At 55.7% G+C, this 24,913-nt stretch carries 39 protein-coding genes and 2 pseudogenes; 33 read left to right on the forward strand and 8 right to left on the reverse strand.

The window, feature by feature from the left end; genetic code table 11:
* Nucleotides 1-80: 80 nt before the first annotated feature.
* The gene (locus tag NMD14_00850; GenBank protein ID XEI33076.1) at nt 81-809 is read right to left on the reverse strand and encodes a ComF family protein; all 729 of its coding nucleotides are present in this window, start codon (nt 807-809) and stop codon (nt 81-83) included.
* A 38-nt stretch (nt 810-847) separates the two neighbouring features.
* Here NMD14_00850 and bioH point away from each other — a divergent pair, with 38 nt between their 5' ends.
* From bioH to NMD14_00865, 3 genes are all read left to right on the forward strand, one after another.
* The gene (gene bioH / locus NMD14_00855; GenBank protein XEI33077.1) at nt 848-1,612 is read left to right on the forward strand and encodes a pimeloyl-ACP methyl ester esterase BioH; all 765 of its coding nucleotides are present in this window, start codon (nt 848-850) and stop codon (nt 1,610-1,612) included.
* A 71-nt stretch (nt 1,613-1,683) separates the two neighbouring features.
* Complete coding sequence (locus tag NMD14_00860) at nt 1,684-1,917, forward strand: flagellar biosynthesis protein FlgE (protein ID XEI33078.1); 234 nt, start codon at nt 1,684-1,686, stop codon at nt 1,915-1,917.
* 1 nt (nt 1,918) lies between these two features.
* Nucleotides 1,919-2,686, forward strand: coding sequence for a hypothetical protein (locus tag NMD14_00865; protein ID XEI33079.1), 768 nt, complete (start codon nt 1,919-1,921; stop codon nt 2,684-2,686).
* A 354-nt stretch (nt 2,687-3,040) separates the two neighbouring features.
* On the opposite strand, the gene NMD14_00870 is transcribed toward NMD14_00865, so the two are convergent.
* Together NMD14_00870 and greB are read right to left on the reverse strand one after the other, a co-directional pair.
* Nucleotides 3,041-5,350 (reverse strand): RNA-binding transcriptional accessory protein, encoded by a 2,310-nt coding sequence (locus tag NMD14_00870; GenBank protein XEI33080.1) that lies wholly within the window; start codon nt 5,348-5,350, stop codon nt 3,041-3,043.
* A gap of 203 nt (nt 5,351-5,553) precedes the next feature.
* Complete coding sequence (gene greB / locus NMD14_00875; protein ID XEI33081.1) at nt 5,554-6,027, reverse strand: transcription elongation factor GreB; 474 nt, start codon at nt 6,025-6,027, stop codon at nt 5,554-5,556.
* Between the two features lie 249 nt (nt 6,028-6,276).
* Between greB and ompR the strand changes: the two genes are divergently transcribed.
* Both ompR and envZ read left to right on the forward strand, forming a co-directional pair.
* Nucleotides 6,277-6,999, forward strand: coding sequence for a two-component system response regulator OmpR (gene ompR / locus NMD14_00880; GenBank protein XEI33082.1), 723 nt, complete (start codon nt 6,277-6,279; stop codon nt 6,997-6,999).
* Nucleotides 6,996-8,303 (forward strand): two-component system sensor histidine kinase EnvZ, encoded by a 1,308-nt coding sequence (gene envZ, locus NMD14_00885; protein XEI33083.1) that lies wholly within the window; start codon nt 6,996-6,998, stop codon nt 8,301-8,303. Before ompR ends, envZ begins: the two co-directional genes overlap by 4 nt.
* A 37-nt stretch (nt 8,304-8,340) precedes the next feature.
* On the opposite strand, the gene NMD14_00890 is transcribed toward envZ, so the two are convergent.
* Nucleotides 8,341-9,267, reverse strand: coding sequence for a DMT family transporter (locus NMD14_00890; GenBank protein XEI33084.1), 927 nt, complete (start codon nt 9,265-9,267; stop codon nt 8,341-8,343).
* Between the two features lie 378 nt (nt 9,268-9,645).
* On the opposite strand from NMD14_00890, the gene rpsJ reads away from it, so the two are divergent.
* The 28 genes from rpsJ to rplQ all read left to right on the forward strand — a co-directional run bounded on the left by rpsJ (nt 9,646) and on the right by rplQ (nt 23,269).
* Nucleotides 9,646-9,957, forward strand: a complete 312-nt coding sequence (gene rpsJ / locus NMD14_00895; protein ID XEI34687.1) for a 30S ribosomal protein S10 — start codon at nt 9,646-9,648, stop codon at nt 9,955-9,957.
* Nucleotides 9,958-9,979: 22 nt separating this feature from the next.
* Nucleotides 9,980-10,612: a 50S ribosomal protein L3 gene (gene rplC / locus NMD14_00900; protein ID XEI33085.1), complete on the forward strand. Its 633-nt coding sequence runs from the start codon at nt 9,980-9,982 to the stop codon at nt 10,610-10,612.
* 17 nt (nt 10,613-10,629) lie between these two features.
* Nucleotides 10,630-11,235, forward strand: a complete 606-nt coding sequence (rplD, locus tag NMD14_00905) for a 50S ribosomal protein L4 (protein XEI33086.1) — start codon at nt 10,630-10,632, stop codon at nt 11,233-11,235.
* Nucleotides 11,232-11,534 (forward strand): 50S ribosomal protein L23, encoded by a 303-nt coding sequence (gene rplW, locus NMD14_00910; GenBank protein ID XEI33087.1) that lies wholly within the window; start codon nt 11,232-11,234, stop codon nt 11,532-11,534. The genes rplD and rplW overlap by 4 nt, the downstream gene beginning before the upstream one ends.
* Before the next feature lie 15 nt (nt 11,535-11,549).
* Nucleotides 11,550-12,371, forward strand: a complete 822-nt coding sequence (gene rplB, locus NMD14_00915) for a 50S ribosomal protein L2 (protein XEI33088.1) — start codon at nt 11,550-11,552, stop codon at nt 12,369-12,371.
* Between the two features lie 22 nt (nt 12,372-12,393).
* Nucleotides 12,394-12,672 (forward strand): 30S ribosomal protein S19, encoded by a 279-nt coding sequence (rpsS, locus tag NMD14_00920; protein ID XEI33089.1) that lies wholly within the window; start codon nt 12,394-12,396, stop codon nt 12,670-12,672.
* Nucleotides 12,673-12,682: 10 nt separating this feature from the next.
* On the forward strand, nt 12,683-13,027 hold the full coding sequence (gene rplV / locus NMD14_00925) for a 50S ribosomal protein L22 (GenBank protein ID XEI34688.1): 345 nt from the start codon (nt 12,683-12,685) through the stop codon (nt 13,025-13,027).
* 3 nt (nt 13,028-13,030) lie between these two features.
* A complete protein-coding gene (gene rpsC, locus NMD14_00930) occupies nt 13,031-13,744 on the forward strand; it encodes a 30S ribosomal protein S3 (protein ID XEI33090.1) in 714 nt (237 codons plus the stop codon).
* 13 nt (nt 13,745-13,757) lie between these two features.
* Nucleotides 13,758-14,171, forward strand: a complete 414-nt coding sequence (gene rplP, locus NMD14_00935) for a 50S ribosomal protein L16 (GenBank protein ID XEI33091.1) — start codon at nt 13,758-13,760, stop codon at nt 14,169-14,171.
* Nucleotides 14,171-14,362, forward strand: coding sequence for a 50S ribosomal protein L29 (gene rpmC / locus NMD14_00940; protein XEI33092.1), 192 nt, complete (start codon nt 14,171-14,173; stop codon nt 14,360-14,362). Before rplP ends, rpmC begins: the two co-directional genes overlap by 1 nt.
* A complete protein-coding gene (gene rpsQ, locus NMD14_00945; GenBank protein XEI33093.1) occupies nt 14,362-14,610 on the forward strand; it encodes a 30S ribosomal protein S17 in 249 nt (82 codons plus the stop codon). Before rpmC ends, rpsQ begins: the two co-directional genes overlap by 1 nt.
* A 147-nt stretch (nt 14,611-14,757) precedes the next feature.
* Nucleotides 14,758-15,126, forward strand: coding sequence for a 50S ribosomal protein L14 (gene rplN / locus NMD14_00950; GenBank protein ID XEI33094.1), 369 nt, complete (start codon nt 14,758-14,760; stop codon nt 15,124-15,126).
* An 11-nt stretch (nt 15,127-15,137) separates the two neighbouring features.
* Nucleotides 15,138-15,455 carry a 50S ribosomal protein L24 gene (rplX, locus tag NMD14_00955; protein XEI33095.1) on the forward strand — a complete coding sequence of 106 codons (318 nt, stop codon included), beginning with the start codon at nt 15,138-15,140 and terminating at the stop codon, nt 15,453-15,455.
* 13 nt (nt 15,456-15,468) lie between these two features.
* Nucleotides 15,469-16,008, forward strand: a complete 540-nt coding sequence (gene rplE / locus NMD14_00960; GenBank protein ID XEI33096.1) for a 50S ribosomal protein L5 — start codon at nt 15,469-15,471, stop codon at nt 16,006-16,008.
* 10 nt (nt 16,009-16,018) lie between these two features.
* Nucleotides 16,019-16,324, forward strand: coding sequence for a 30S ribosomal protein S14 (rpsN, locus tag NMD14_00965; GenBank protein XEI33097.1), 306 nt, complete (start codon nt 16,019-16,021; stop codon nt 16,322-16,324).
* A 21-nt stretch (nt 16,325-16,345) separates the two neighbouring features.
* Nucleotides 16,346-16,738 carry a 30S ribosomal protein S8 gene (gene rpsH, locus NMD14_00970; protein ID XEI33098.1) on the forward strand — a complete coding sequence of 131 codons (393 nt, stop codon included), beginning with the start codon at nt 16,346-16,348 and terminating at the stop codon, nt 16,736-16,738.
* Nucleotides 16,739-16,751: 13 nt separating this feature from the next.
* The gene (gene rplF, locus NMD14_00975) at nt 16,752-17,285 is read left to right on the forward strand and encodes a 50S ribosomal protein L6 (protein XEI33099.1); all 534 of its coding nucleotides are present in this window, start codon (nt 16,752-16,754) and stop codon (nt 17,283-17,285) included.
* Between the two features lie 9 nt (nt 17,286-17,294).
* Nucleotides 17,295-17,648: a 50S ribosomal protein L18 gene (gene rplR / locus NMD14_00980; GenBank protein ID XEI33100.1), complete on the forward strand. Its 354-nt coding sequence runs from the start codon at nt 17,295-17,297 to the stop codon at nt 17,646-17,648.
* A gap of 14 nt (nt 17,649-17,662) precedes the next feature.
* Entirely contained in the window at nt 17,663-18,163 is a 501-nt protein-coding gene (gene rpsE, locus NMD14_00985) for a 30S ribosomal protein S5 (protein ID XEI33101.1), read from the forward strand.
* Nucleotides 18,164-18,169: 6 nt separating this feature from the next.
* Nucleotides 18,170-18,349: a 50S ribosomal protein L30 gene (gene rpmD / locus NMD14_00990; protein ID XEI33102.1), complete on the forward strand. Its 180-nt coding sequence runs from the start codon at nt 18,170-18,172 to the stop codon at nt 18,347-18,349.
* 2 nt (nt 18,350-18,351) lie between these two features.
* On the forward strand, nt 18,352-18,789 hold the full coding sequence (gene rplO, locus NMD14_00995; protein ID XEI33103.1) for a 50S ribosomal protein L15: 438 nt from the start codon (nt 18,352-18,354) through the stop codon (nt 18,787-18,789).
* Between the two features lie 8 nt (nt 18,790-18,797).
* Nucleotides 18,798-20,126 (forward strand): preprotein translocase subunit SecY, encoded by a 1,329-nt coding sequence (gene secY, locus NMD14_01000; protein ID XEI33104.1) that lies wholly within the window; start codon nt 18,798-18,800, stop codon nt 20,124-20,126.
* A gap of 27 nt (nt 20,127-20,153) precedes the next feature.
* A complete protein-coding gene (gene rpmJ, locus NMD14_01005) occupies nt 20,154-20,267 on the forward strand; it encodes a 50S ribosomal protein L36 (GenBank protein ID XEI33105.1) in 114 nt (37 codons plus the stop codon).
* Nucleotides 20,268-20,406: 139 nt separating this feature from the next.
* Nucleotides 20,407-20,763: a 30S ribosomal protein S13 gene (rpsM, locus tag NMD14_01010; protein ID XEI33106.1), complete on the forward strand. Its 357-nt coding sequence runs from the start codon at nt 20,407-20,409 to the stop codon at nt 20,761-20,763.
* Between the two features lie 14 nt (nt 20,764-20,777).
* A complete protein-coding gene (gene rpsK, locus NMD14_01015) occupies nt 20,778-21,167 on the forward strand; it encodes a 30S ribosomal protein S11 (GenBank protein ID XEI33107.1) in 390 nt (129 codons plus the stop codon).
* A gap of 39 nt (nt 21,168-21,206) precedes the next feature.
* Complete coding sequence (gene rpsD, locus NMD14_01020) at nt 21,207-21,827, forward strand: 30S ribosomal protein S4 (GenBank protein XEI33108.1); 621 nt, start codon at nt 21,207-21,209, stop codon at nt 21,825-21,827.
* 25 nt (nt 21,828-21,852) lie between these two features.
* Nucleotides 21,853-22,842 carry a DNA-directed RNA polymerase subunit alpha gene (gene rpoA, locus NMD14_01025; protein ID XEI33109.1) on the forward strand — a complete coding sequence of 330 codons (990 nt, stop codon included), beginning with the start codon at nt 21,853-21,855 and terminating at the stop codon, nt 22,840-22,842.
* A gap of 43 nt (nt 22,843-22,885) precedes the next feature.
* Complete coding sequence (rplQ, locus tag NMD14_01030; protein XEI33110.1) at nt 22,886-23,269, forward strand: 50S ribosomal protein L17; 384 nt, start codon at nt 22,886-22,888, stop codon at nt 23,267-23,269.
* Between the two features lie 272 nt (nt 23,270-23,541).
* Here rplQ and NMD14_01035 read toward each other — a convergent pair.
* The 4 genes and pseudogenes from NMD14_01035 to NMD14_01050 form a co-directional block, all read right to left on the reverse strand.
* Nucleotides 23,542-23,904: pseudogene (locus tag NMD14_01035) on the reverse strand (ATP-binding protein).
* Between the two features lie 79 nt (nt 23,905-23,983).
* A pseudogene (locus NMD14_01040) lies at nt 23,984-24,346 on the reverse strand (IS21 family transposase).
* A gap of 176 nt (nt 24,347-24,522) precedes the next feature.
* Entirely contained in the window at nt 24,523-24,717 is a 195-nt protein-coding gene (locus tag NMD14_01045; protein ID XEI33111.1) for a hypothetical protein, read from the reverse strand.
* Nucleotides 24,718-24,888 (reverse strand): hypothetical protein, encoded by a 171-nt coding sequence (locus tag NMD14_01050; GenBank protein XEI33112.1) that lies wholly within the window; start codon nt 24,886-24,888, stop codon nt 24,718-24,720.
* Between the last annotated feature and the right edge of the window lie 25 nt (nt 24,889-24,913).

The raw sequence follows: 24,913 nt of genomic DNA on the forward strand, positions 1-24,913 counted from the left end.
CACTATCCTCATAAACCTGAGTGTACGACTAGGGTATTCATGATAACGCGGTTATTAATGCTTGGGTAGCATGCCGATGGCTACTTGTTGTGCCGCAGGGTTCGACAGATTGCCCATACTTCTACCTTTGTGATGCCGCTCTCATGGAGCAAACGGCTGAGCTGCCCAGCGGTGGCGCCTGTGGTCACGACGTCATCGAGCAGGGCGACATGGCGATAGTGGTGGGGGCGGATCCGGAATGCCCCGCGCAGATTGCGCCGCCGTTGCCCGGCGCTCAGGGTTGTTTGTTGCGGGGTCGCCTTGATGCGCTGCAACAAAGTGTTGTCGCAGGGAATGTCGGTGAACTCGCCAAGGGCTTGCGCGATCTCCTCCGCCTGATTGAACCCTCGCCGCCACTGCCGCCACCAGTGCAGGGGAACCGGAATGATCGCCTCCGGCGGCTCGCGGCCATCCAGATGATCGGCCAAGAGGCGTGCCAGTAGCGGCGCCAGCAGGATCTGGCCGGAATATTTGAGCCGGGGGATCAGCATGGGGTAGGGAGCCTGGTAGTCGCCGATCACCTGCAACCGCTCCCAGGGGGGAGGCCTGCGCTGGCAGCGACCACAGACCGGTGTGCTCTCTTCTATATAGTCAGCCAGCGGTGCGGCGCAGAGGTGGCATCTCGGCTGTGACTGGTGCAGCGCCTGCCGACACCAGCTGCAGAGCAGGGGCTCGTTGTCGCAAGGCTGATGACAGAGCAGGCAACTCCCTTGCCAGTCGCCGTGGTTGCCGAGCAGCGGGCTTGCTTTAGCGAGCAGTCGCTTTAACATGCTGACCCCAAGAGCATGAACAGGGATCTTGAGTCTAGATGAGCATATCGGTAGAGCAGTTTGGCCAGGGGCCCGATCTGGTGCTGTTGCACGGTTGGGGGATGAACGGTGCGGTCTGGCATGGTATTGCCCAACAGTTGGCGCCCCACTATCGGGTTCATCTGGTAGATTTGCCCGGTTTTGGCAACAGCCTGCTGGCAGACGAGGTGGATTACAGCCTGCCCTGGCTTGCCGAGCAGGTGGCCGCCATCTTGCCGCAGAAGTGCCATCTGCTTGGCTGGTCGCTCGGCGGTCTGGTGGCAAGCCGGTTGGCGCTGACGCATCCCGATCGGTTGCACTCCCTGATCACGGTAGCCAGCTCTCCCTGCTTTATGGCGCGGGACGAGTGGCCCGGAATTGCCCCCAAGGTACTGACCGGCTTCAACCAGATGTTGGCGGGGGATTTTCGCCAGACCATAGAGCGCTTTCTGGCGATCCAGGCGATGGGCAGCGAACATGCCCGAGATGATATCCGTCAGTTGCGCCACTGGCTGGCCGAGCGCCCGGCGCCCCAGTTTGCCGCACTTGAGGCCGGGCTGACGCTGTTGGCCGACATTGACCTGCGCGAACCGCTGCGGGAGCTGGATCTGCCCTGGTTGCGGATCTATGGCCGACTGGATTCATTGGTACCCAAGGCGGCCATTCCCCTGCTGGATGATCTCTACCCTGCCAGCCGCAGTGTGACCCTCAATAAGGCCTCACACGCACCTTTTATCTCCCACCCTGACGAATTCTTTGAAATCGTTCGAGATTTTGTTGGCTAAAAAACAGCCTGCAAGCTTCATTAATCCTCTGGTCTGGCGGATAATTAAGCTATGACCAGAGGAGTAACATCATGCGTATTGATTCTGCTTTCAACAGCGGGGTACAGGGATTTCAGCGAGCCGAGCAGATTGCCGACAAGGCATCCAATCAGATCGCCCGCCTCAACACCCCCAGCGGGGATCAGGTGCAAGTGACCGATGAGCTCGTCAATCTCAAGGTGGCCGAGCAGCAGGCTGGCGCTTCCGCCAAGGTCGTGCAGACCGCCAGCGACATGATGGGAACCCTGATCGACATCCGGGTGTGAGATGAACATCAATGTCAGTCTGCCCCCCCTTATTCCGACACAGCTGCAACCCCAGGTGGAAGCGGCGAGGATGGATAATCGCCGGGCAGAGCTGATCCCGCAGGCCCGACAGGGTCAAGCCTCAAGTGCCGAATCCGAAGTCGGCTCCCAGAAAGAGAAATCCAAAGCCGGTCAGGCCTCCAGCAATCAGAGCTCCCAGAACAGCCGTGAAACCGGGCAATTAGCGCCGACGACACTACCAGACAATCGCTTTGTCGAGGCAACCGGTGAGGATGGTCAGCGCAAACAGCAAGATCCCAAACATCAGGAGCAGCAACAGCGGCAAGATCAACAGGTGCAGGATCTGATCGAGCGGGATCAGGAGGTACGCACCCACGAGCAGGCCCACCAGTCAGCGGGTGGTGAATACGCCAGCTCGCCCACCTATCAGTTTACCCAGGGGCCGGATGGCAAGCATTATGCGACGGGTGGCGAAGTCCAGATCGATACCGGTGCGGTGCCCGGTGACCCTGCAGCCACCATCGCCAAAATGCAGCAGATCCACTCTGCGGCGCTGGCCCCTGCCGAACCCTCCACTCAAGACCTGTCAGTCGCGCGCAGTGCCGCCGCGAGTGAAGCCAAGGCGCGCAAAGAGCTGATGGCCGAGCAGAGCGCAAAATCGGGCTGCGTGCTGAGCGCCTATATGGACAAGCGCAACAGCGTCATCGCGGGCCACTATCAACAGGCCGTCAGCCCGGCCGCTAACCAGTCCCTCAGCCTGCATATCTGAATCCCCCTCACCAAACTTTCAGCTGCGATACCTGTTTTGCAACTAATCTGAAGATCAGGCCCATGCCAACTTCTCAGGGGCTGTCGTGCATTTCGATGAAATCAAAGCGGAAGATTTCACCACCTTCCCACGTGTGCCGCCTCACCTGCAGATGGAGCAGTTTCTGATGCAGCTCGGAGGAGAGGGAACCGAAGGTGCCCATTTCAAGCAAATAAAGTGGTGCTGGCGGCTGGCTGGCCCAGCATGGAGAGCCCGAGAGCATGCTTGCCGCCCTGGCCCAGTAATCCTGAACTTCTCTGGTAAAAAAGCCCCTTGCGGGGCTTTTTGCATTCAGAGGGCTTCTGGAAGGTTTCGTTACTTTTTCGCTTTGGAGAGCGCTGCCGCGAAGGCGTTGCCCATGGCGCCCCCCATCGGGGCGCTTTGCCGCGGCTCACTTCTTGGTTTGGTGTTGCCAGCACTGCTGTTGCGTGCTTCAGCCGGCTTGCGCGCAGCTTGCCCCGCTTTTTCATCGAGGCGCATGGTCAGGCTGATCCGCTTGCGCGGGGCGTCCACTTCCAGCACCTTGACCCGTACTATGTCGCCAGCCTTGACCACCTCGCGGGGATCCTTGATGAAACGGTCGGTCAGGGAGGAGATGTGCACCAGCCCGTCCTGATGGACACCGATATCGACGAAGGCGCCGAAGTTGGTAACGTTGGTGACCACCCCTTCCAGCACCATCTCGGGCACCAGGTCGCTTATCTTCTCCACCCCGTCTCTGAAGGTCGCGGTTTTGAACTCGGGGCGCGGGTCGCGGCCCGGCTTGTCCAGCTCGCCGATGATGTCGGTGACAGTGGGCACGCCGAATTGCTCATCGGTGTAGTCGGCCGGTTTCAGGCTGCGCAGCAGGCTGCTGTTGCCGAGCAGGCTCTCCACTGTTTGCTCCAGTCTGGCGAGGATCCGCTCCACCACCGGATAGGACTCCGGGTGCACCGCCGAGCTATCGAGCGGATTGCTGCCACCGCGAATGCGCAGGAAGCCGGCGCACTGTTCGAAGGCTTTGGGGCCGAGTCGGCTCACTTTCAGCAACTGCTGACGGCTCTTGAAGGCGCCGTTCTCATCCCGGTAGGCGACGATGTTCTGGGCCAGCGTCTGGGAGAGGCCGGAAACCCGATTGAGCAGGGCGACCGAAGCGGTGTTCACATCGACACCGACCGCGTTCACGCAATCCTCGACCACGGCATCCAGTCGGCGGGCCAGCTGGCTCTGGCCGACGTCGTGCTGATACTGGCCCACCCCGATACTCTTGGGGTCGATCTTGACCAGCTCGGCCAGCGGGTCTTGCAGACGGCGGGCGATGGAGACGGCGCCACGGATCGAGACGTCGAGATCCGGGAACTCCTGGGAGGCGAGTTCGGAGGCGGAGTAGACTGAGGCCCCCGCTTCGCTCACCACGATTTTCTGCGCTTTGGCGTTGGGGTAGCGTTCGAACAGATCGCTCACCAGCCGGTCGGTCTCCCGCGAGGCGGTGCCGTTGCCGATGCTGATGAGCTCGACCTTGTGCTTCTGGCACAGCTCGCTCAGGGTCTTGAGGCTCTGATCAATCTGGCGTTTCGGTTCGAACGGATAGATGGTGGCGTGATCGACCAGTTTGCCGGTGGCATCGACTACGGCCACCTTGACCCCGGTGCGGATGCCCGGATCCAGCCCCATGGTGCATCGCATGCCCGCCGGGGCCGCCATCAGCAGATCCTTGAGGTTCATGGCGAACACCTTGATCGCCTCGTCTTCGGCTGATTCGCGGATGCGGCCGATCAGCTCGGTCTCCATCTGCAGCGACAACTTGATCTTCCAGGTCCAGCTCACGATCCCCTGCAGCCATTTGTCCGCCGGGCGGTTCTGCAGATTGAGCTTGAGGTGGTGGGCAATGATCCCTTCGCAGGGGCTGACACGCTCATCGTCACCGGTGACCAGCGCCAGATTGAGGATCCCCTCATTGCGGCCGCGCAGCATGGCCAGCACCCGGTGTGAGGGGGCCTTGTGCAGTGGTTCGTCGTGTTCGAAATAGTCCTTGAACTTGGCCCCTTCCTGCTCCTTGCCTGCCACCACGCGGGCGCGCAAGGTGGCATTCTGCCACAGGTAATCGCGCAGCTTCTCCAGCAGGTCGGCTTGCTCGGCGAAGCGCTCCATCAGGATATAGCGGGCACCATCGAGAGCCGCTTTGCTGTCGGCAATGCCCTGTTCGGCATTGAGGAAGGCGGCCGCCGCTTGCTCGGGATCCTGCATCGGGTCGCTGAGCAGCAGGTTGGCCAGCGGCTCCAGCCCGGCTTCGATCGCCATCTGCCCCTTGGTGCGGCGTTTGGGCTTGTAGGGGAGGTAGAGATCTTCCAGCCGGGTCTTGCTGTCGGCACCCTTCAGCTCGCGGGCCAGCTCGGGAGTCAGCTTGCCCTGCTCTTCGATGGAGCGAATGATCACCTGACGGCGATCTTCCAGTTCACGCAGATAGCCGAGTCGGCTCTCCAGAGTACGCAGCTGGCTGTCGTCCAGACCGCCGGTCACCTCTTTACGGTAACGGGCGATAAAGGGCACGGTCGAGCCTTCATCCAGCAGGCGCACCGCGGCCTGCACCTGTTCCGGGCGAGCATTGAGCTCACCGGCAATCTGTCTCTCTATAGTTTGCATCATGATGTTGTTGAGGGCCTCTGTGGTCGAGTCCGCGCCATCAGGCGCCAAGTGTGAGCACTATATGGGGTCGTGTAGCGGGATGCCACCCTGCGCCGGGGTCTGCACCAGTCAGACTGATAACGTCGCAGGGGAGGGCCGCTTATCTTGCTTTGGTTCCTGCTGCTCAGGATGTGCCTGTGGCAAGCCGCTCGCCAGCAGTCCGACTATTTGGGGTAGCTGATTGCGTTGATATACCAGCAGGCGTCACCCACAGGCGTACGGACGATGGCTTCGTCCCCGACCTCTTTCTTGAGCAGGGCGCGGGCCATGGGGGAGTCGATGGAGATGTAATCCTTGCGCTCGAAGATCTCGTCATAGCCGACGATGCGAAAGCGCTTGGTCTCGCCCTCTTCGTTTTCCACTTCAACCCAGGCGCCGAAGAAGACCTTGCCCTCCTGCGCGGGGGCATAATCGACAATTCCCAGCTCTTCGAGGCATTTACGCAGGTAGCGCACCCGCCGGTCGATCTCCCGCAGCCGCTTCTTGTTGTACTGGTAGTCGGCATTTTCGCTGCGATCTCCCAGGCTGGCAGCCCAGGCTACTTTCTTGGTGACCTCGGGTCGCTCCTGACGCCAGAGGAAATCGAGCTCTTCTTTCAGCTTGTTGTAGCCTTCACGGGTGATCAGCTTTGTCTTCATGGTGATGCGAACCTGGTCAAAGAGGGGTATTCATCGCTAACTGCTCGGGAATATTAGCTTTTGTCCTCTTGCTGTCGAGGGAAATCGTGATGGCTCGGCTGGCACCATTCAGGGCGTGGCTGGCCAGCGCGGTGACTTGATGGCCGTCACGCTCTCCAGATGAGTCATAAGCGGTAACATATTTGTGCTTTGTTCCCGCTATATCGCCCCCTAGTATTGGGGGCAGCTAAAGAATGAAGAGGCAAAGCAATGAGTCAGCAGCAATACAAGGTTCTGGTCGTGGACGATGACCTGAAATTACGTTCCCTGTTGGAGCGCTATCTCACCGAGCAGGGATTTGTGGTGCGCGGCGTGGCCAATGGCGAACAGGCCGATCGCTTGCTGACGCGTGAAAACTTCAGCCTGATGGTGCTCGACCTGATGTTGCCGGGGGAGGATGGGCTCTCCATCTGCCGTCGTCTGCGGGAAGCGGGCAACCAGATCCCGGTGCTGATGCTCACTGCCAAGGGGGATGAGGTGGATCGCATCGTCGGGCTCGAGATGGGGGCCGATGATTATCTGCCCAAGCCATTTAATCCCCGCGAACTGCTGGCGCGGATCCGTGCCGTGCTGCGTCGCCATACTGTCGAGCTGCCGGGGGCCCCCTCTGCCGCAGAGAAAGTCGTCAACTTTGGGGCCTTCCAGCTCAATCTGGCTACTCGCGATCTGAGCCGGGATGGTGAGCCGATGGCGCTCACCAGCGGTGAATTTGCGGTGCTCAAGGTGCTGGTCAGCCATCCGCGCGAACCGCTCTCCCGCGACAAGCTGATGAATCTGGCCCGTGGCCGTGAATACACTGCCACCGAGCGCAGCATCGACGTGCAGGTTTCCCGCTTGCGCCGCCTGCTGGAGCAGGATCCGGCCCAGCCCCGCTATCTGCAGACTGTCTGGGGGTTGGGGTATGTGTTCGTGCCAGATGGTGACGGTGCATGAAAAAGGTCGGCAGCATGTTCTCGCGCATGCTCTGGTTTCTGGCCGCCGTTCTGGTGGTCTATCAAGCGGTCTCCTACGTCACCTTCTACAACTATCTGCTGGCGCCTACCGTCAAGCAGATCAGCCACTTGCTGGCCAATCAGGTCAAGCTGATCTTTCCGGTCAACACTGAACAACTGGCGCTGAGTGAAGATGCCGAGCTGGTCTATGTGACGACCGGTACCGATATCTATACCCAGAGCGAGGCGGTGCCGCATGGCTTCAACGATGCCAAGCCGTACCCCTATCTGGAGGAGAACATCAGCCGCGAACTGGGTGGCCCGGCCAAGGTGCGGGTCGAGATCCAGGATCACTACATCATCTGGATCCAGCCGCCGCAGGCCAGCAACATCTGGGTGCGGATCCCGCTGACCGAGATTGAAGATGACGATATCGAACCCCTCATCATCTATCTGAGCGTGCTGCTGGTGATCACCCTGTTTGCGGCCTGGCGCTTTGCCCGGCAGTTGGTTCGTCCGCTGGAGGATCTGGAGGCCGGCGCCGTAGCCGTGGCGCGCGGCAACTTTCCCGATGCACTGGGGGAACAGGGGTCGCGGGAGGTACGCCGACTGACCCGGACCTTCAACCATATGTCGTGCTCCATCAAACGCTTGATCGAGGAGCGTAACCTGATGATGGCCGGGGTCTCGCATGACTTGCGCACCCCGCTGACCCGCATCCGGCTGGCCACCGAGATGATGTCCTCCGGTGACGAGAACCTCAAGGAGAGCATCAACGCCGATATCGATGAGTCCAACGCCATCATCGATCAGTTCATCGACTACATCCGCCCCGATGAGGGACAGGATATGGAGCAGATCGACCTGACCCAGCTGGTGCACGATACCCTGCTGATCTATTCGGAGCAGGGGCTGGAGGTCGATCTGGCGCTGCCGCGAGAGGCGGTGCGGGTGGCCTGCAATCCGGTTAGCATCCGGCGGGTGTTGAACAACCTCTCAAGCAACTCGTTGCGTTATGGGGCAAGCAGGCTACATGCCGAGTTGAAGGACGATGGGCACTGGGTGCGCTTGCGCCTCTCCGATGATGGTCCCGGCATTGCGGAGCAGGACTACTCCCGGGTGCTCAAGCCCTTTACTCAGGGCAATGTGGCGCGCACCGTCGGCGGCAGTGGCTTGGGGTTGGCCATCGTGGCCAAGATCGTCGCCCAGCACCATGGCACTCTCCGGCTGGGGCGCTCGGATCTCGGCGGCTTGCTGGTCGAGATGCGACTGCCGAAACATCAGCCACAGGAGTGGATGGATTGAGAGAAGGGCGTATCCGTGGATACGCCCTTCTGCATTATCAGACTACTTTTTCCGGCGTGATAGCGGCCGCCTTGCGATAGCGCTTGCCATATCTCAGTTGCTGGATCAGCAGGGCTGCCACGATCAATCCCAGCCCGATGGGGGTGGCGGGATGGATCGCCTCGCCGACCAGCAGGTGGAGCAAGACTAGCGAGGCAAAAGGAGAAATAAAGATGAGGTTGCTGATGGGAGCCGTGTTGGTGGCATGGCGCATCGCCATCAGCCAGAGTACGAAGCCAAACCCCATCTCGATGATCCCGACATAGATGGCGCCCAGCCAGCCTTGCCAGGCGGTCAGCTGGAAGTCGGCCAGCAGCCAGGTGGCGAGTACGATGAAGGGGAGGCTGATAATGAAACCAAGCAGCAGGCTGACGACGGGGTCCCCCTGATTGCGGGTATTGAGGATCCAGTAACTGGCCCAGATAAGGGTCGAGAGCAGCACCAGCGCGACCCCAAAGGGATTTTCAAAATGCAACCCAAAGACATCGCCCTTGGTGGCAATCACCAGGGCCCCGAAATAACCCAGCACGATCGCCACCCCATCGCGGCGGCGCAGGGTCTGACCGAGGAATGGCACAGAGAGCAGCGTGAGGGTGATGGCCCAGGTGTAGCTGAGGGTCTGTGCCTGCTGTGCTGGCAGCAAATCATAGGCTTTGAATAGCAGCAGGTAATAGAGGAAGGGATTCATCACCCCCAGCATCAGGTAATAGAGCGGGCGACTGCGCAAATAGCTGCAGAGTAGCGGCAGTTTACCCTGCTTGAGCACGATGGAGCCCAGCAGCAGGGTCGAGGTCAGCGCTGCAACCAGCAGCAGTTGCACCGGAGCGAAATAGGAGAGGGATATTTTGAAGGCCGTTGCCACAGTGGACCAGAGGGCCACGGCGCTGAGCGCGTACTGGTAGGCTTTCTTTTGATCTTTGATCATTGCTGTCGTGTCATGAACGGAAGAAAGCGGCAGTCTATCAGCCCATTGACGAGCTTGACTTGACGCCGGACATTCCTTGAGGTGATTCCTCTCATCGAAGAGCCTTTTCGGGGGCCGTCACAGAGATCCATCTGTCACAGAAAATTGCGCACAATATGTTCGCCCTCTCTTGCGCAAACGTGAAAAATCCGTATAATTCCCTCCGCTTACCCATGAGGTAAGCCAGACGATATGTCTGCTGCTGAGTGTCCTGTTTACAGGAGCCAGCCATACAGTCCTCCCGATATGGGGGGAAACGTGAAAAATCACACCTCTGGCGGGAGTAATCTCGGTCGGGCGGTGTTGATTTATGTTCTTTTATCTATTGGAGCTCTGTCAATGCAGAACCAAAGAATCCGTATCCGCCTGAAGGCTTTTGATCATCGCCTGATCGATCAATCCACTGCGGAAATCGTTGAAACTGCAAAGCGCACCGGCGCGCAGGTTCGCGGTCCTATTCCGCTGCCGACTCGCAAAGAGCGCTTCACCGTCCTGATCTCCCCGCACGTCAACAAAGATGCGCGTGATCAGTACGAGATCCGCACTCACAAGCGTCTGGTAGACATCGTTGAGCCGACTGACAAGACCGTAGACGCCCTGATGCGTCTGGATCTGGCAGCTGGTGTAGACGTCCAGATCAGCCTGGGTTAATTACGGAAAGAGGTTGATAACAATGACAATCGGTCTTGTAGGTCGCAAAGTGGGTATGACTCGCATCTTCACTGAAGATGGCGTTTCTATCCCGGTGACTGTTATCGAAGTTGAAGCTAACCGTGTAACTCAGGTCAAATCTGTAGAAACCGACGGCTACAACGCTATTCAGGTTACCACTGGCGCCAAGAAAGCCAGCCGTGTGACCAAGCCGGAAGCTGGCCACTTCGCCAAAGCTGGTGTAGAAGCCGGTCGCGGTCTGTGGGAATTCCGCCTGAACAACGGTGAAACTTTCACTGTTGGTAGCGAGCTGAAAGTAGATCTTCTCGCTGACGTTAAGCTGGTAGACGTTACTGGCACATCCAAAGGTAAAGGCTTTGCTGGTACTGTTAAGCGCCACAACTTCCGCACCCAGGATATGACCCACGGTAACTCCTTGTCTCACCGCGTTCCGGGTTCTATCGGTCAGAACCAGACTCCGGGTCGTGTATTCAAGGGCAAAAAGATGGCTGGTCACATGGGTGCTGAGCGTGTAACGACTCAGAACCTGGAACTGGTTCGTGTTGACGCTGAACGCAACCTGCTGCTCATCAAAGGCGCAGTACCGGGTGCAACCAACGGCAACGTGATCGTCAAACCTGCCGTCAAAGCGTAACGTCTGAGGAGATAGTAATGGAATTGGTAATGAAAGACGCCAAGAGCGCTCTTGAAGTTTCCGAGACTACCTTCGGGCGCGAATTCAACGAAGCTCTGGTTCACCAGGTCGTCGTTGCATATGCCGCTGGTGCCCGTCAGGGTACTCGTGCGCAGCTGACTCGCTCTGAAGTGTCTGGTGGCGGCAAAAAGCCGTGGCGTCAGAAGGGTACTGGTCGTGCCCGTGCTGGCTCCATCCGTTCGCCCATCTGGCGTTCCGGTGGTGTGACTTTTGCTGCTAAGCCGCAAGATCACAGCCAGAAAGTAAACAAGAAGATGTACCGCGGCGCTATCCGTAGCATTCTGTCCGAGCTGGTACGTCAAGAGCGCCTGATCGTTGTCGAGAAATTCGGCATCGAAGCGCCGAAGACCAAAGAACTGATCGCCAAGCTGAAAGAGATGGAACTGACTGACGTTCTGATCGTGACTGCTGAAGTCGATGAGAACCTGTTCCTGGCTGCTCGCAACCTGTACAAGGTCGACGTGCGTGATGTTGCCGGTATCGACCCGGTCAGCCTGATCGCCTTCGACAAGATTCTGATGACTGCTGACGCAGTTAAGCAAATCGAGGAGATGCTGGCATGATCCGCGAAGAACGTCTGTTGAAAGTTCTGAAGGCTCCGCACATCTCTGAAAAGAGCACCATGGTCGCAGAAAAGCAGAACACTATCGTGTTCAAAGTTGCTGTTGATGCCACCAAGGCGGAAGTCAAAGCTGCAGTTGCGAAACTGTTCGAGGTCGAAGTTGAGACCGTCCGTACCCTGAACATGAAGGGTAAGACCAAGCGCTCAGGTGCGCGTGTAGGCCGTCGTTCCGATTGGAAAAAGGCTTATGTGACCCTGAAAGCTGGTCAGGACATCGACTTCATGGGCGCAGCCGAGTAAGAGGAGTTCTCAAAAATGGCAATCGTTAAGTGCAAGCCTACTTCTCCGGGCCGCCGTCACGTCGTCAAGATCGTCAATCAAGAGCTGTACAAGGGCAAGCCCTTTGCCGCTCTGCTGGACAGCAAAAGCAAGTCCGGTGGTCGTAACAACAACGGCCGTATCACTACCCGTCATATCGGTGGTGGTCACAAGCAGCACTACCGTATCGTCGACTTCAAACGCGACAAAGACGGTATCCCGGCTAAAGTAGAGCGCCTGGAATATGATCCTAACCGTACCGCTAACATCGCTCTGGTGTTGTATGCAGACGGTGAGCGTCGTTACATCCTGGCTCCGAAAGGCCTGAAAGCTGGTGACGCAATCGCTTCTGGTGCTGATGCTGCCATCAAGGTAGGTAACGCCCTGCCGATGCGCAACATCCCGGTTGGTTCTACCGTTCACGCTGTAGAGATGAAACCTGGTAAAGGTGCCCAGCTGGCTCGTTCCGCTGGTACTTTCATCCAGATCCTGGCTCGTGAAGGTAACTATGTAACTCTGCGTCTGCGTTCCGGCGAAGTACGTAAAGTTCTGGCCGAGTGCCGCGCTACCATCGGTGAAGTCGGTAACTCCGAGCACATGTTGCGTCAACTGGGTAAAGCCGGTGCAAACCGCTGGCGTGGTATTCGTCCGACCGTTCGCGGTATGGCGATGAACCCGGTTGATCACCCGCACGGTGGTGGTGAGGGTCGTAACAAAGGCATGCAGCCTGTGTCCCCATGGGGCCAGAAGGCTAAAGGCTTCAAGACCCGTAAGAACAAGCGTACCGACAAGTACATCGTACGTCGTCGTAACAAGTAATTGTTAACATAGAGGAATCACCATGCCACGTTCTCTCAAGAAGGGTCCATTTATTGACCTGCACTTGCTGAAGAAGGTAGAGAAAGCGGTGGAAAGCGGGGATAAAAAGCCGGTTAAGACCTGGTCCCGTCGTTCAATGATCATCCCGAACATGATCGGTTTGACCATCGCTGTCCATAATGGTCGTCAGCACGTTCCGGTTTTCGTTACCGAAGAAATGATCGGTCACAAACTGGGTGAATTCGCACCGACTCGTACTTATCGCGGCCATGCTGCTGATAAGAAGGCTAAGAAGCGCTAAGGGATAAATGATGGAAGCTATCGCTAAACACCGTTATGCCCGTACTTCTGCCCAGAAAGCTCGTCTGGTAGCCGATCAAGTACGTGGTCTGTCCGTAGACAAGGCTCTGAATATCCTGACCTTCAGCCCGAAAAAGGCTGCTGTGCTGGTTAAGAAAGTGCTGGAATCTGCCATTGCAAACGCTGAGCACAACGAAGGCGCTGATATCGACGCGCTGCGTGTTGCTACTATCATGGTCGACGAAGGTCCCTCCATGAAGCGCATCCGTCCGCGTGCCAAAGGTCGTGCGGATCGTATCCTCAAGCGTACCGCTCACATCACTGTAGTGGTATCCGACGCTAAGGCTGGGAGATAAGCAATGGGTCAGAAAGTACATCCTAATGGCATTCGCCTGGGTATTACCAAGCCTTGGAATTCTACCTGGTTCGCGAACACCAAAGACTTCGCTGACAACCTGTACAGCGATTTTCAAGTACGCCAGTTCCTGACCAAGGAACTGAAAAACGCGTCCTTGTCCAAGATCACCATTGAGCGTCCGGCCAAGAGCATCCGTGTGACCATTCACACCGCTCGTCCGGGTGTTGTCATCGGTAAGAAAGGCGAAGACGTTGAGAAACTGCGCAAAGCTGTAGCCACTATTGCTGGCGTGCCTGCTCAGATCAACATTTCCGAAGTCCGCAAGCCGGAGCTGGATGGCAAACTCGTTGCCGACAGCATCACTTCCCAGCTGGAGCGTCGTGTCATGTTCCGTCGTGCTATGAAGCGCGCCGTACAGAACGCAATGCGCCTGGGTGCCAAGGGCATCAAAGTGGAAGTTTCCGGTCGTCTGGGCGGCGCTGAAATCGCGCGTACCGAATGGTACCGTGAAGGTCGTGTGCCGTTGCACACCCTGCGTGCCGACATCGACTACGCAACTTCTGAAGCCCACACCACTTACGGTGTGATCGGCGTTAAAGTTTGGATCTTCAAGGGCGAAGTTCTGGGCGGTCTGGCTGCTGTTAACGCTGCCGCTGCTCAAGAGCAAGCTCCTGCAAAGCCCAAGCGTGACAACAAGCGCCGCGCTGCTAAGTAAGGAGATTCGGTAAATGTTGCAACCTAAGCGTACTAAATTCCGCAAGACCCATAAGGGTCGTAACCGCGGTCTGGCCACCTCTGGTAACGAAGTATCCTTCGGTACCTTTGGCCTGAAGGCGACATCCCGTGGCCAACTGACTGCTCGTCAAATCGAAGCAGCCCGTCGTGCCATGACCCGTCACGTTAAGCGTCAAGGTAAGATCTGGATCCGTGTGTTCCCGGACAAGCCCATCACCGAAAAGCCCCTCGAAGTTCGTATGGGTAAAGGTAAGGGTAACGTGGAATACTGGGTTTGCCCGATCCAGCCTGGCAAGGTTCTGTACGAGATGGACGGTGTACCTGAGGCTCTGGCGCGTGAAGCGTTTGCCCTGGCCGCAGCTAAGCTGTCTGTTCAGACCACTTTCGTAATTAAGACGGTGATGTGATGAAAGCCCAAGATCTGCGTCAAAAGAGCGTCGAAGAACTGAACCAGGAGCTGCTGGGCCTGCTGCGTGAGCAATTCAACATGCGCATGCAAGCGTCCACCGGCCAGCTGGCTCAGACTCACACTCTGAAACAAGTGCGTCGTGACGTCGCACGTATCAAGACTGTACTGACTGAGAAGGCAGGTGCGTAATGACTGACAAGATCCGTACTCTGCAAGGTCGTGTAATCAGCGACAAGATGGACAAGTCCATCACTGTTGCTATCGAGCGCAAGGTAAAGCACCCGATCTACGGTAAGATCATCAAGCGCACTACCAAGCTGCACGTGCATGACGAGACCAACGAGTGTAAAGCAGGCGATCTCGTGGAAATCCGCGAATGCCGCCCGCTGTCCAAGACCAAGTCCTGGACCCTGGTTGCGATCTTAGAAAAGGCCTAATCGGTACTTTGTAGTTCAAGCGGCCCCTTATCGGGGCCGTTTGTTTTTTAGGCTACCTTTTCTGAAAATCCTGTGTTATAGTTTCGCGCCTTTTGAAGGCAGCCAGATCCCATTAGGGATAAGAAGTAAACAAAGCGGAGCACTAAGATGATCCAGATGCAAAGTATGCTGGGTGTTGCCGACAACTCCGGCGCTCGCAGTGTAATGTGTATTAAGGTTCTGGGTGGCTCGCACCGCCGTTACGCCGGCATCGGCGACATCATCAAGGTTTCCATCAAGGAAGCCATTCCTCGCGGTAAAGTGAAGAAAGGTGATGTGTATAACGCGGTGGTCGTACGCACCCGTAAAGGCGTTCGTCGTCCGGACGGCTCTGTCATCCGTTTCGACAACAATGCGGCTGTGTTGCTTAACAACAACCAACAGCCAATCGGTACTCGTATTTTTGGCCCGGTGACCCGTGAACTGCGTAATGAGAAGTTCATGAAGATTGTGTCCCTGGCACCCGAAGTACTGTAAGGAGTCGAACGATGGCAGCTAAAATCCGTCGCGAAGACGAAGTGATCGTACTTACCGGCAAAGACAAGGGCAAGCGTGGCAAAGTCACTCAAGTCCTGATTGCAAAAGGTAAGGTAATCGTTGAAGGCATCAACCAGGTGAAGAAACACCAGAAGCCGGTACCCGCACTGGGTCAGGCTGGCGGTATCGTCACCAAAGAAGCCCCCATCGATGTATCAAACGTAGCGCTGTTCAACTCTGCCACTGGCAAAGCTGACCGCGTTGGTTTCCGGATTGAAGACGGCAAAAAAGTCCGTTTCTTCAAATCCACCGGCGAACTTGTGAAGTAATTGGAGTTTAACGATGGCGAAACTGCATGATTACTACAAATCCGATGTAGTAAATGAACTGTCAAAGCAGTTCGGTTACAAGACTATCATGCAAGTCCCTCGGATCGAGAAAATCACCCTGAACATGGGTGTTGGTGAAGCGATCTCTGACAAGAAATTGCTGGAAAATGCTGCTGCCGATATGGCTGCCATTTCCGGTCAGAAGCCGCTGATCACCAAAGCTCGCAAATCTGTTGCGGGCTTCAAGATTCGTGAAGGCTACCCGATAGGTTGTAAAGTAACCCTGCGTGGCGAGCGTATGTGGGAGTTCCTGGAACGGCTGATCTGCATCTCCGTACCGCGTATCCGTGACTTCCGTGGCCTGAACGCTAAAGCGTTCGATGGTCGTGGTAACTACTCCATGGGCGTGCGTGAGCAGATCATCTTCCCGGAAATCGACTATGACAAAGTCGATCGCGTCCGTGGTTTGGATATCACCATCACCACTTCCGCGAATACCGATGAAGAAGGCCGTGCTCTGCTGGCTGCCTTTAACTTCCCATTCCGCAAGTAAGGTTAGGGTTATGGCTAAAACATCCATGAAAGCGCGCGAAGCAAAGCGTGCCAAGCTGGTAGCCAAGTACGCGACCAAGCGTGCCGAGCTGAAAGCTATCATCGTTGACATGAACGCTTCTGAAGAAGCGCGTTGGGATGCTGTACTGCAACTGCAACAGCTGCCCCGTGATTCCAGTCCGTCCCGCCAGCGTAACCGTTGCAATATTACTGGTCGTCCGCACGGTTTCCTGCGCAAGTTTGGCCTGTCTCGCATCAAGGTGCGTGAGCATGCCATGAAGGGCGAAATTCCGGGCCTGAAGAAGGCTTCTTGGTAACGAATCTCGGGAGTTAGACTTATGAGCATGCAAGATCCGATCGCGGATATGCTGACCCGCATCCGTAACGGTCAGGCGGCGAGCAAAGTTGCGGTTTCCATGCCTTCTTCCAAGCTGAAAGTGGCTATCGCCAAAGTGCTGAAAGAAGAAGGTTACATCGCTGGCTACTCCGTAGCTGGTGACGTGAAGCCGGAACTGGAAATTGAACTGAAATATTTCCAGGGCAAGCCAGTTGTAGAACTGATCCAACGCGTAAGCCGTCCAGGCCTGCGTATTTACAAGCGCACTACTGATCTGCCGAAAGTTATGGGCGGTCTCGGTGTTGCTATCGTGTCCACGTCTAAAGGTGTGATGACTGACCGTGCTGCTCGCAAAGCAAGCATGGGCGGTGAGATCATCTGCTACGTCGCTTAATAGGAGGTAGGAAATGTCTCGTGTTGCTAAGGCACCCGTCACTATTCCTGCTGGCGTAGAGGTGACTCTGAACGGCCAGGAACTGACCATCAAAGGTGGTAAAGGTTCTCTGGTTCGCTCTATTCACGCCGGTGTAGAAGTGACCAAAGAAGACAATGTACTCAAGTTCGCCCCGCGCGGCAGCATCGCTGGTGCTGACGCTCAGGCCGGTACTGCCCGTGCATTGGTCAACAACATGGTAATCGGTGTTACCCAAGGCTTCGAGCGCAAGCTGCAGCTGGTTGGTGTAGGTTATAAAGCCTCCATCAAGGGCAATGCTGTTGCGCTGGCTCTGGGCTTCTCTCACCCGGTAGAGCATGCGCTGCCGGCTGGTGTGACCGCTGAGTGCCCGACTGCTACAGAAATCGTTCTGCGTGGCGTCGACAAGCAGCTGGTTGGCCAAGTCGCCGCCGATATCCGTGCTTACCGCGCTCCGGAGCCCTACAAGGGCAAGGGTGTACGCTATGCCAACGAGCAAGTGCGTACTAAAGAAGCTAAGAAGAAGTAAGGTAACACTATGGACAAGAAAGCAGCTCGTCTCCGTCGTGCTACTCGTGCTCGGAAAAAGATGCAGGAACTGGGAGCCACCCGTCTGGTTGTTCACCGTACTCCGCGTCATATCTATGCGCAGGTTATTGCAGCCAACGGTTCCGAAGTTCTGGCCTCTGCTTCCACAGTAGAGAAAGCCATCAGTGAAGCTATCAAATACACCGGTAACGCAGATGCTGCTACCGCTGTAGGTAAAGCTATCGCTGAGCGTGCTATTGCCAAAGGCGTTCAGAACGTATCTTTCGATCGTTCCGGTTTCAAGTATCACGGTCGCATTGCTGCTCTGGCAGCTGCCGCACGTGACGCTGGTCTTCAGTTCTAAGCTAGGAGTCGAAGATGGCTAAAGTCGAATCTCAAGCCGGCGAACTGCAAGAAAAGCTCATTGCAGTAAACCGTGTTTCGAAAACTGTTAAAGGTGGTCGTATCATGTCCTTCACCGCGTTGACCGTGGTGGGTGATGGTAACGGCCGTGTAGGTTACGGTTACGGTAAAGCCCGTGAAGTTCCAGCTGCTATTCAAAAAGCAATGGAACAGGCTAAGCGTAACCTGAACAAGGTTGAGCTGAACAACGGCACTCTGCACCACCCGGTGCGTGGTGTTCACTCTGGCTCCACCGTGTTCATGAAGCCGGCCTCCCAAGGTACTGGTATCATTGCAGGCGGCGCTATGCGTGCTGTTCTGGAAGTTGCTGGTATCCACAACGTGCTGGCCAAGACCTACGGTTCCACCAACCCAATCAACGTTGTTCGCGCTACTGTAGACGCTCTGGTTCACGGTCAATCACCGGAACAGATCGCTGCCAAGCGTGGTCTGCGCGTTGAAGAAATTCTGGGGTAATGCGACATGGCTAACACTGTAAAAGTAACTCAAACTCGCAGCTCTATCGGCCGTCTGCCAAAGCACAAGGCGACTCTGCGTGGTCTGGGTCTGCGTCGCATTGGTCACACCGTTGAGCTGGAAGATACTCCTTGCGTACGCGGCATGATCAACCAGGTTTATTACATGGTTAAGGTGGAGGGCTAAGCATGCGTCTGAATACTCTGTCTCCGGCCGCTGGCTCCAAGCGTGTTAAGCACCGTCCGGGCCGTGGTATCGGTTCTGGTCTGGGCAAGACCGGTGGTCGTGGTGTTAAAGGTCAAACCTCTCGTTCCGGTGGCGGTAAAGTCCGCAACGGTTTCGAAGGCGGCCAGATGCCTTTGAAAATCCGTCTGCCGAAGTTCGGTTTCTTCTCTCGCAAATCTTTGGTTTCTGCCGAAGTGCGTCTGAACGAAATCGCCATGGTAGAAGGTGATGTGGTCGACCTGAGCACTCTGAAGCAAGCCGGTGTTGTTACTAAGAACATCGTATTCGCTAAAGTTGTTCTGTCAGGCAACATTGACCGTGCTGTGACCGTTCGTGGTCTGTCCGTCACCAAAGGTGCACGCGCAGCCATCGAGGCCGCTGGCGGTAAAATCGAGGAATAATCAGTACAATGGCTAAGAAACCAGGATTGGAAATTAAAGCACAGGGTGGTCTGAGTGAACTGAAGAGCCGTCTGCTCTTCGTTCTCGGGGCGATTATCGTTTTCCGTGCAGGCTCTTATGTGCCGATTCCTGGTATTGACGCCGCCGTACTGGCCGAGTTGTTCCAGCAACAGAAGGGCACCATCATTGAGATGTTCAACATGTTCAGTGGTGGTGCACTCTCGCGTGCTTCTATTCTTGCGTTGGGGATCATGCCGTACATTTCGGCGTCGATCATTATCCAGCTGCTGACAGTGGTTCACCCCGCTCTTGCTGAACTCAAGAAAGAAGGTGAATCCGGCCGTCGCAAGATTAGCCAATATACCCGTTGGGGCACGCTGGTTTTGGGAACTTTCCAGGCCATTGGTATTGCAACCGGTCTGCCGAATATGATGCATGGACTCGTGACTCATCCGGGTTTGGGCTTCTATTTCACAGCGGTTGTGAGTCTGGTCACCGGTACCATGTTTTTGATGTGGTTGGGTGAGCAGATTACCGAGCGTGGGATTGGTAATGGTATCTCGTTGATTATTTTCACGGGTATCGTTGCTGGTCTGCCGCATGCCATTGGCGCTACGGCCGAACAGGCACGTCAAGGGGAATTGCACATCCTGCTGTTGTTGTTGCTGGGCTTGATTGTTTTCGCAGTGACTTACTTTGTGGTGTTCGTGGAGCGTGGTCAGCGTCGTATCGTCGTTAACTATGCCAAGCGTCAACAAGGCCGCCAGGTATTTGCCGCGCAAAGCACACACCTGCCGTTGAAAGTGAATATGGCTGGTGTGATTCCTGCGATTTTCGCATCCAGTATCATCCTCTTCCCGGGGACCATTACCTCTTGGTTTGGTCAGGGCGAGGGTAAAGTAGCTGATATCCTGCAACAGGTCTCTATGGTCCTGCAGCCGGGTCAACCGCTTTACGAGATGCTGTATGCAGCAGCCATTATCTTCTTCTGCTTCTTCTATACCGCGCTGGTGTTCAACCCCCGCGAGACAGCAGATAATCTGAAGAAGAGTGGAGCCTTTATCCCGGGGATTCGCCCGGGCGAGCAGACAGCACGTTACATCGATAAGGTTATGACTCGCCTGACATTGGCAGGTGCGCTCTATATAACCTTTATCTGTCTGGTACCCCAGTTCTTGATGACTGCCTGGAACGTACAGTTCTACTTCGGTGGCACTTCGCTGCTGATTATCGTGGTAGTTATCATGGACTTCATGGCTCAGGTACAAACCCATATGATGTCTCATCAATATGGCGACGTCCTGAGGAAGGCCAACCTGAAGGGCTACGGCCGCTAAAGGTCGGCGTAGTTACGGAGTTAAGCAATGAAAGTTCGTGCTTCCGTTAAGGCAATCTGCCGTAACTGCAAAATCATCAAGCGTCACGGTGTGGTGCGTGTGATTTGCAGCGAGCCAAAGCATAAACAGCGCCAAGGCTAATTTTTTACGGTTAGTACTTGCAACAAATAGTTGTGCTGGCTAATATAGCCAGCCAACTTTTGTTGTGTATTGGTTGACCGCCACGTATCCGCTCACGGGCTTTGTGGTGGTCGTAATCTACTATATGTAGGAGTGAATAGTGGCCCGTATCGCTGGCATTAACATTCCTGACCATAAGCATGCAGTCATCGCTTTGACTGCGATTTATGGCGTCGGTCGTACCCGCTCCAAGGCCATCTGTGCCGCAGCCGGTATCGCTGAGAATGTGAAAATTAAAGACCTGGACGAAACTCAGATCGAGAGTCTGCGTGAACAAGTAGGTAAATTCACCGTTGAAGGTGACCTGCGTCGTCAGATTTCCATGAACATCAAGCGATTGATGGATCTGGGTTGCTACCGTGGTTTGCGTCACCGTCGTAGCCTGCCTGTTCGTGGTCAACGTACCAAGACCAACGCTCGTACCCGTAAGGGTCCGCGCAAGGCTATCAAGAAGTAACGGGAAGGTAGAAAATGGCTAAAACTCCGACTCGTGCTCGCAAGCGCGTTAAAAAGCAAGTGAGCGACGGTATTGCACACGTTCATGCATCTTTCAACAACACAATCGTGACCATTACTGACCGTCAGGGCAACGCTCTGTCATGGGCCACCTCCGGTGGTTCAGGTTTCCGTGGTTCCCGTAAGTCCACTCCGTTTGCTGCCCAGGTAGCTGCTGAGCGTGCTGGTGAGATCGCCAAAGAATACGGCGTGAAGAACCTGGAAGTCATGGTTAAAGGTCCGGGTCCCGGTCGTGAGTCTTCCATCCGCGCTCTGAACGCGGCTGGTTTCCGCATCACTAACATTACTGATGTGACTCCGATCCCGCACAACGGTTGTCGTCCTCCCAAGAAGCGCCGCGTATAACGCAGTAGCAACTTGGTCTAGGATTGTTGGAGAAAGAAGATGGCAAGATATATCGGTCCTAAGCTTAAGCTTAGCCGTCGTGAGGGCACCGACCTCTTCCTGAAGTCTGGTGTTCGTGCGATTGATTCTAAGTGCAAGATTGACACCGCCCCTGGTCAGCACGGTGCGCGTAAAGCGCGTCTGTCCGACTACGGTGTTCAGCTGCGCGAGAAACAAAAAGTTCGTCGTATCTACGGCGTATTGGAAAAACAGTTCCGCAACTACTACCGCGACGCTGCCCGTCAAAAGGGTAACACCGGTGAAAACCTGTTGCAGCTGCTGGAAGGTCGTTTGGACAACGTTGTTTACCGTATGGGCTTCGGTGCTACTCGTGCTGAATCTCGTCAGCTGGTGAGCCATAAGGCTATCATGGTAAACGGTCGCGTTGTAAACATTCCTTCTTTCCAGGTTTCCCCTGAGGACGTGATCTGCGTTCGCGAGAAGGCTAAGAAGCAAGCGCGTATCAAAGCTTCTTTGGAAGTTGCTGGTCAGCGTGAGAAGCCGACTTGGGTAGAGGTTGACGCTGCTAAAATGGAAGGTGCTTTCAAGCGTCTGCCAGAGCGTTCTGACCTGTCTGCCGACATTAACGAACAGCTGATCGTCGAGCTTTACTCCAAGTAAAGCTAGCTTCTAAAGAGAGGACACAATGCTGGGTTCTGTAACAGATTTTCTTAAACCGCGGCTAGTTGACATCGAGCAAGTTAGCCCGACTCATGCGAAAGTGACTCTTGAGCCACTTGAGCGTGGCTTTGGTCACACGCTGGGCAACGCCTTGCGTCGTATTTTGCTGTCATCTATGCCCGGTTGTGCAGTTACTGAAGTCGAAATTGACGGGGTACTGCATGAGTACAGCAGCAAAGAAGGTGTACAGGAAGACATTCTTGAAATCCTGCTCAACCTGAAAGGTATCGCTGTGAAGCTGGAAGGCAAGGACGAGGTAACTCTGTCCCTGACCAAGTCTGGAACAGGCCCCGTTACCGCTGGTGATATCACTCACGGTGATGAAGTCGAGATCGTAAACCCGGAGCACGTAATCTGCCACCTGACTGGAGCCAATGCTGAAATCAGCATGCGCCTGAAAGTTCAGCGCGGTCGTGGTTATGTGCCTGCTTCTGCTCGTGTTCACAACGATGACGAAGAGCGTCCTATTGGTCGCCTGCTGCTGGACTCCGCGTTCAGCCCCATCGTTCGTATTGCCTACAATGTTGAGGCAGCACGTGTGGAACAGCGTACCGACTTGGACAAGCTGGTCATCGACATGGAGACCAATGGTACTCTGGATCCTGAAGAAGCCATCCGTCGTTCTGCCACTATTCTGGCCGAGCAACTGGAAGCTTTCGTGGATCTGCGCGATGTCAGCGTGCCCGAGAAGAAAGAAGAGAAACCCGAGTTTGATCCGATTCTGCTACGTCCTGTCGATGATTTGGAGCTGACAGTTCGTTCTGCGAACTGTCTGAAGGCAGAAGCTATCCACTATATTGGTGATCTGGTACAGCGTACCGAAGTTGAGTTGCTTAAGACTCCTAACCTCGGTAAGAAGTCCCTGACTGAGATCAAGGACGTGTTGGCCTCCCGTGGTCTGTCTCTTGGCATGCGCCTTGAGAACTGGCCGCCCGCCAGCATCGCTGACGAGTAATCCAGATTACGGGTTTCACAGATTTAGTTAGAAGGATAAGGTCATGCGCCATCGTTTGAGTGGTCGTCAACTGAACCGGAACAGCAGCCATCGTCAGGCAATGTTCCGCAACATGGCCAGCTCCCTGGTTCGTCATGAGATCATCAAGACGACTCTGCCTAAGGCAAAAGAGCTGCGTCGTGTAGTTGAACCGCTGATCACCCTTGCCAAGACTGATAGCGTTGCTAATCGTCGCCTGGCATTTGCCCGTACTCGCGATAACGCGATCGTGGCTAAGCTGTTCAATGAACTGGGCCCGCGCTACCTGGAGCGTGCCGGCGGTTATACTCGCATTCTGAAATGCGGGTTCCGTGCAGGTGACAACGCCCCTATGGCTTATATTGAGCTGGTAGACCGCCCGGCCGCTGCTGAAGCAGCTGCTGAGTGATAAAGAAAAAGCCGGGCTTGTCCCGGCTTTTCTTTTAAAAGACTGTAATTTGAAATTCTTCTTCTTCATTGTCATTTAATCCCCTACTTACCCACCCATTTTTCTTATTCATCGCGGCTTCCGAGGAAGGCAGCCTTGATTCGATTATTCACTCTCTCCAGCAGGCTGTTGTGCATTGGAAAAAGGGTGCTGGTCAAAGATACCCAAGATGTAACGTCGAAGGTTTTTGGCAAAACGCTGTAATGTCAATCAGCATCCAAAATTGACCAGGGTTAGCTGGCTGATTTCATCCTCTGTTTGAAGCGGTACGAGACATTTCCTGTCTCGATGATCTCGCAGTGATGGGTGATCCTATCCAGCATCGCTGTTGTCATTTTCTCATCCGTAAATACCTTGCCCCATTCGCTGAACGCCAGGTTGGTGGTCAGGATCAGGCTGGTGCGCTCGTACAGCTTGCTTAGCAGGTGAAACAGCAGGGCTCCACCGCTTTCGGCAAACAGCAGGCAGCCCAGTTCGTCCAGGATCACCGCATCAACATTGACCAGCCGGTTCGCAAGCTGCCCAGCTTTGCCTGATGCCTTCTCCTGTTCCAGTTGGTTGACCAGGTCCACCACGCCGTAGAAACGCACTCGCTTGCCCCGGCGTACGGCATTGCGTCCTAGGGCGAACCTCACCCGTAGTCGGCGACACGATGGGCACAGTGGGCCCGCATTAGTCGATAAAGAGCTTTTCCTCCGCCTTGTGGATCTGGCGCATGGGGCGTTTTTGCAACTGACACCAGGACTTGTAACGGTCGCAAAACTGGGAGTAGCGGTAACAGCTGTTGGGATAGCGCTGGGTGTACTCCTCCCAGAGCAGCTGTTTGGAGACCCCCCTAGCACTTGAGCTCCTGATGGATAGAGGGCCAATCGGACACGATATGGCGAGCCGATATGGAGGTATCGGCCTGCGTGGTAATACGCAGGAGCCGACACTGGCCTTGGTGCAGCTACTTATCTGGCGAACAGAGAGGTCAGCCTCCAGCCGCAGTCGCAACACTTCACGAATTTTACGCATTGCAATCCTCTTGGCAGACATAGGCTCTTCCCTGGCTAAAGGGAGAGCGTATCAAAGGTCGTTAAATCAATGCGTTAAGAATGATTCCGGTGAATGTGAACAGGGATTCCGGGATGTTGAACACTGTTTCCGGAAAGAGGGGGCAAAGTGTTCAGGTTGAGCCGGAATGAGCGTTCACGTTGGTCCGGAAATGGTGTTCATGATCGGCAGGAATATGCACAGGTTACCGGCTCGTTCACGTAATGGCTCATCAGCGCCAGGAAGCGGGGATTGAAACGGCGCTCTTTGCCCCCGAGCACCTGGTCGACGCAGGTCTTGAGGTTGTCGTAGATGCCCTGGCGTGGCACGCCGCCCAAATAATGGAAAGCCGCATCGTGGGCGGCAAACAGCATCTACTGGGTTTCGCGGGGAAACACCATGACGAAGGGCTGGCGGCTGTGGGTGAGGCGAAAATGGGCAGCCTTGACCCGTTGCTCCACGCCGACGATCTCCACCTCTTCCTCGCTCCAGTCAAACTCATAGGCCTCACCCGCTGCGAACGTCAGAGGGACAAAGGCGGCCACGTTGGCCGGCAGCTGTTTATAGTCA

Origin of the sequence: Aeromonas veronii (genome assembly GCA_041319085.1) — a bacterium.
Lineage (GTDB): Bacteria > Pseudomonadota > Gammaproteobacteria > Enterobacterales > Aeromonadaceae > Aeromonas > Aeromonas veronii_F.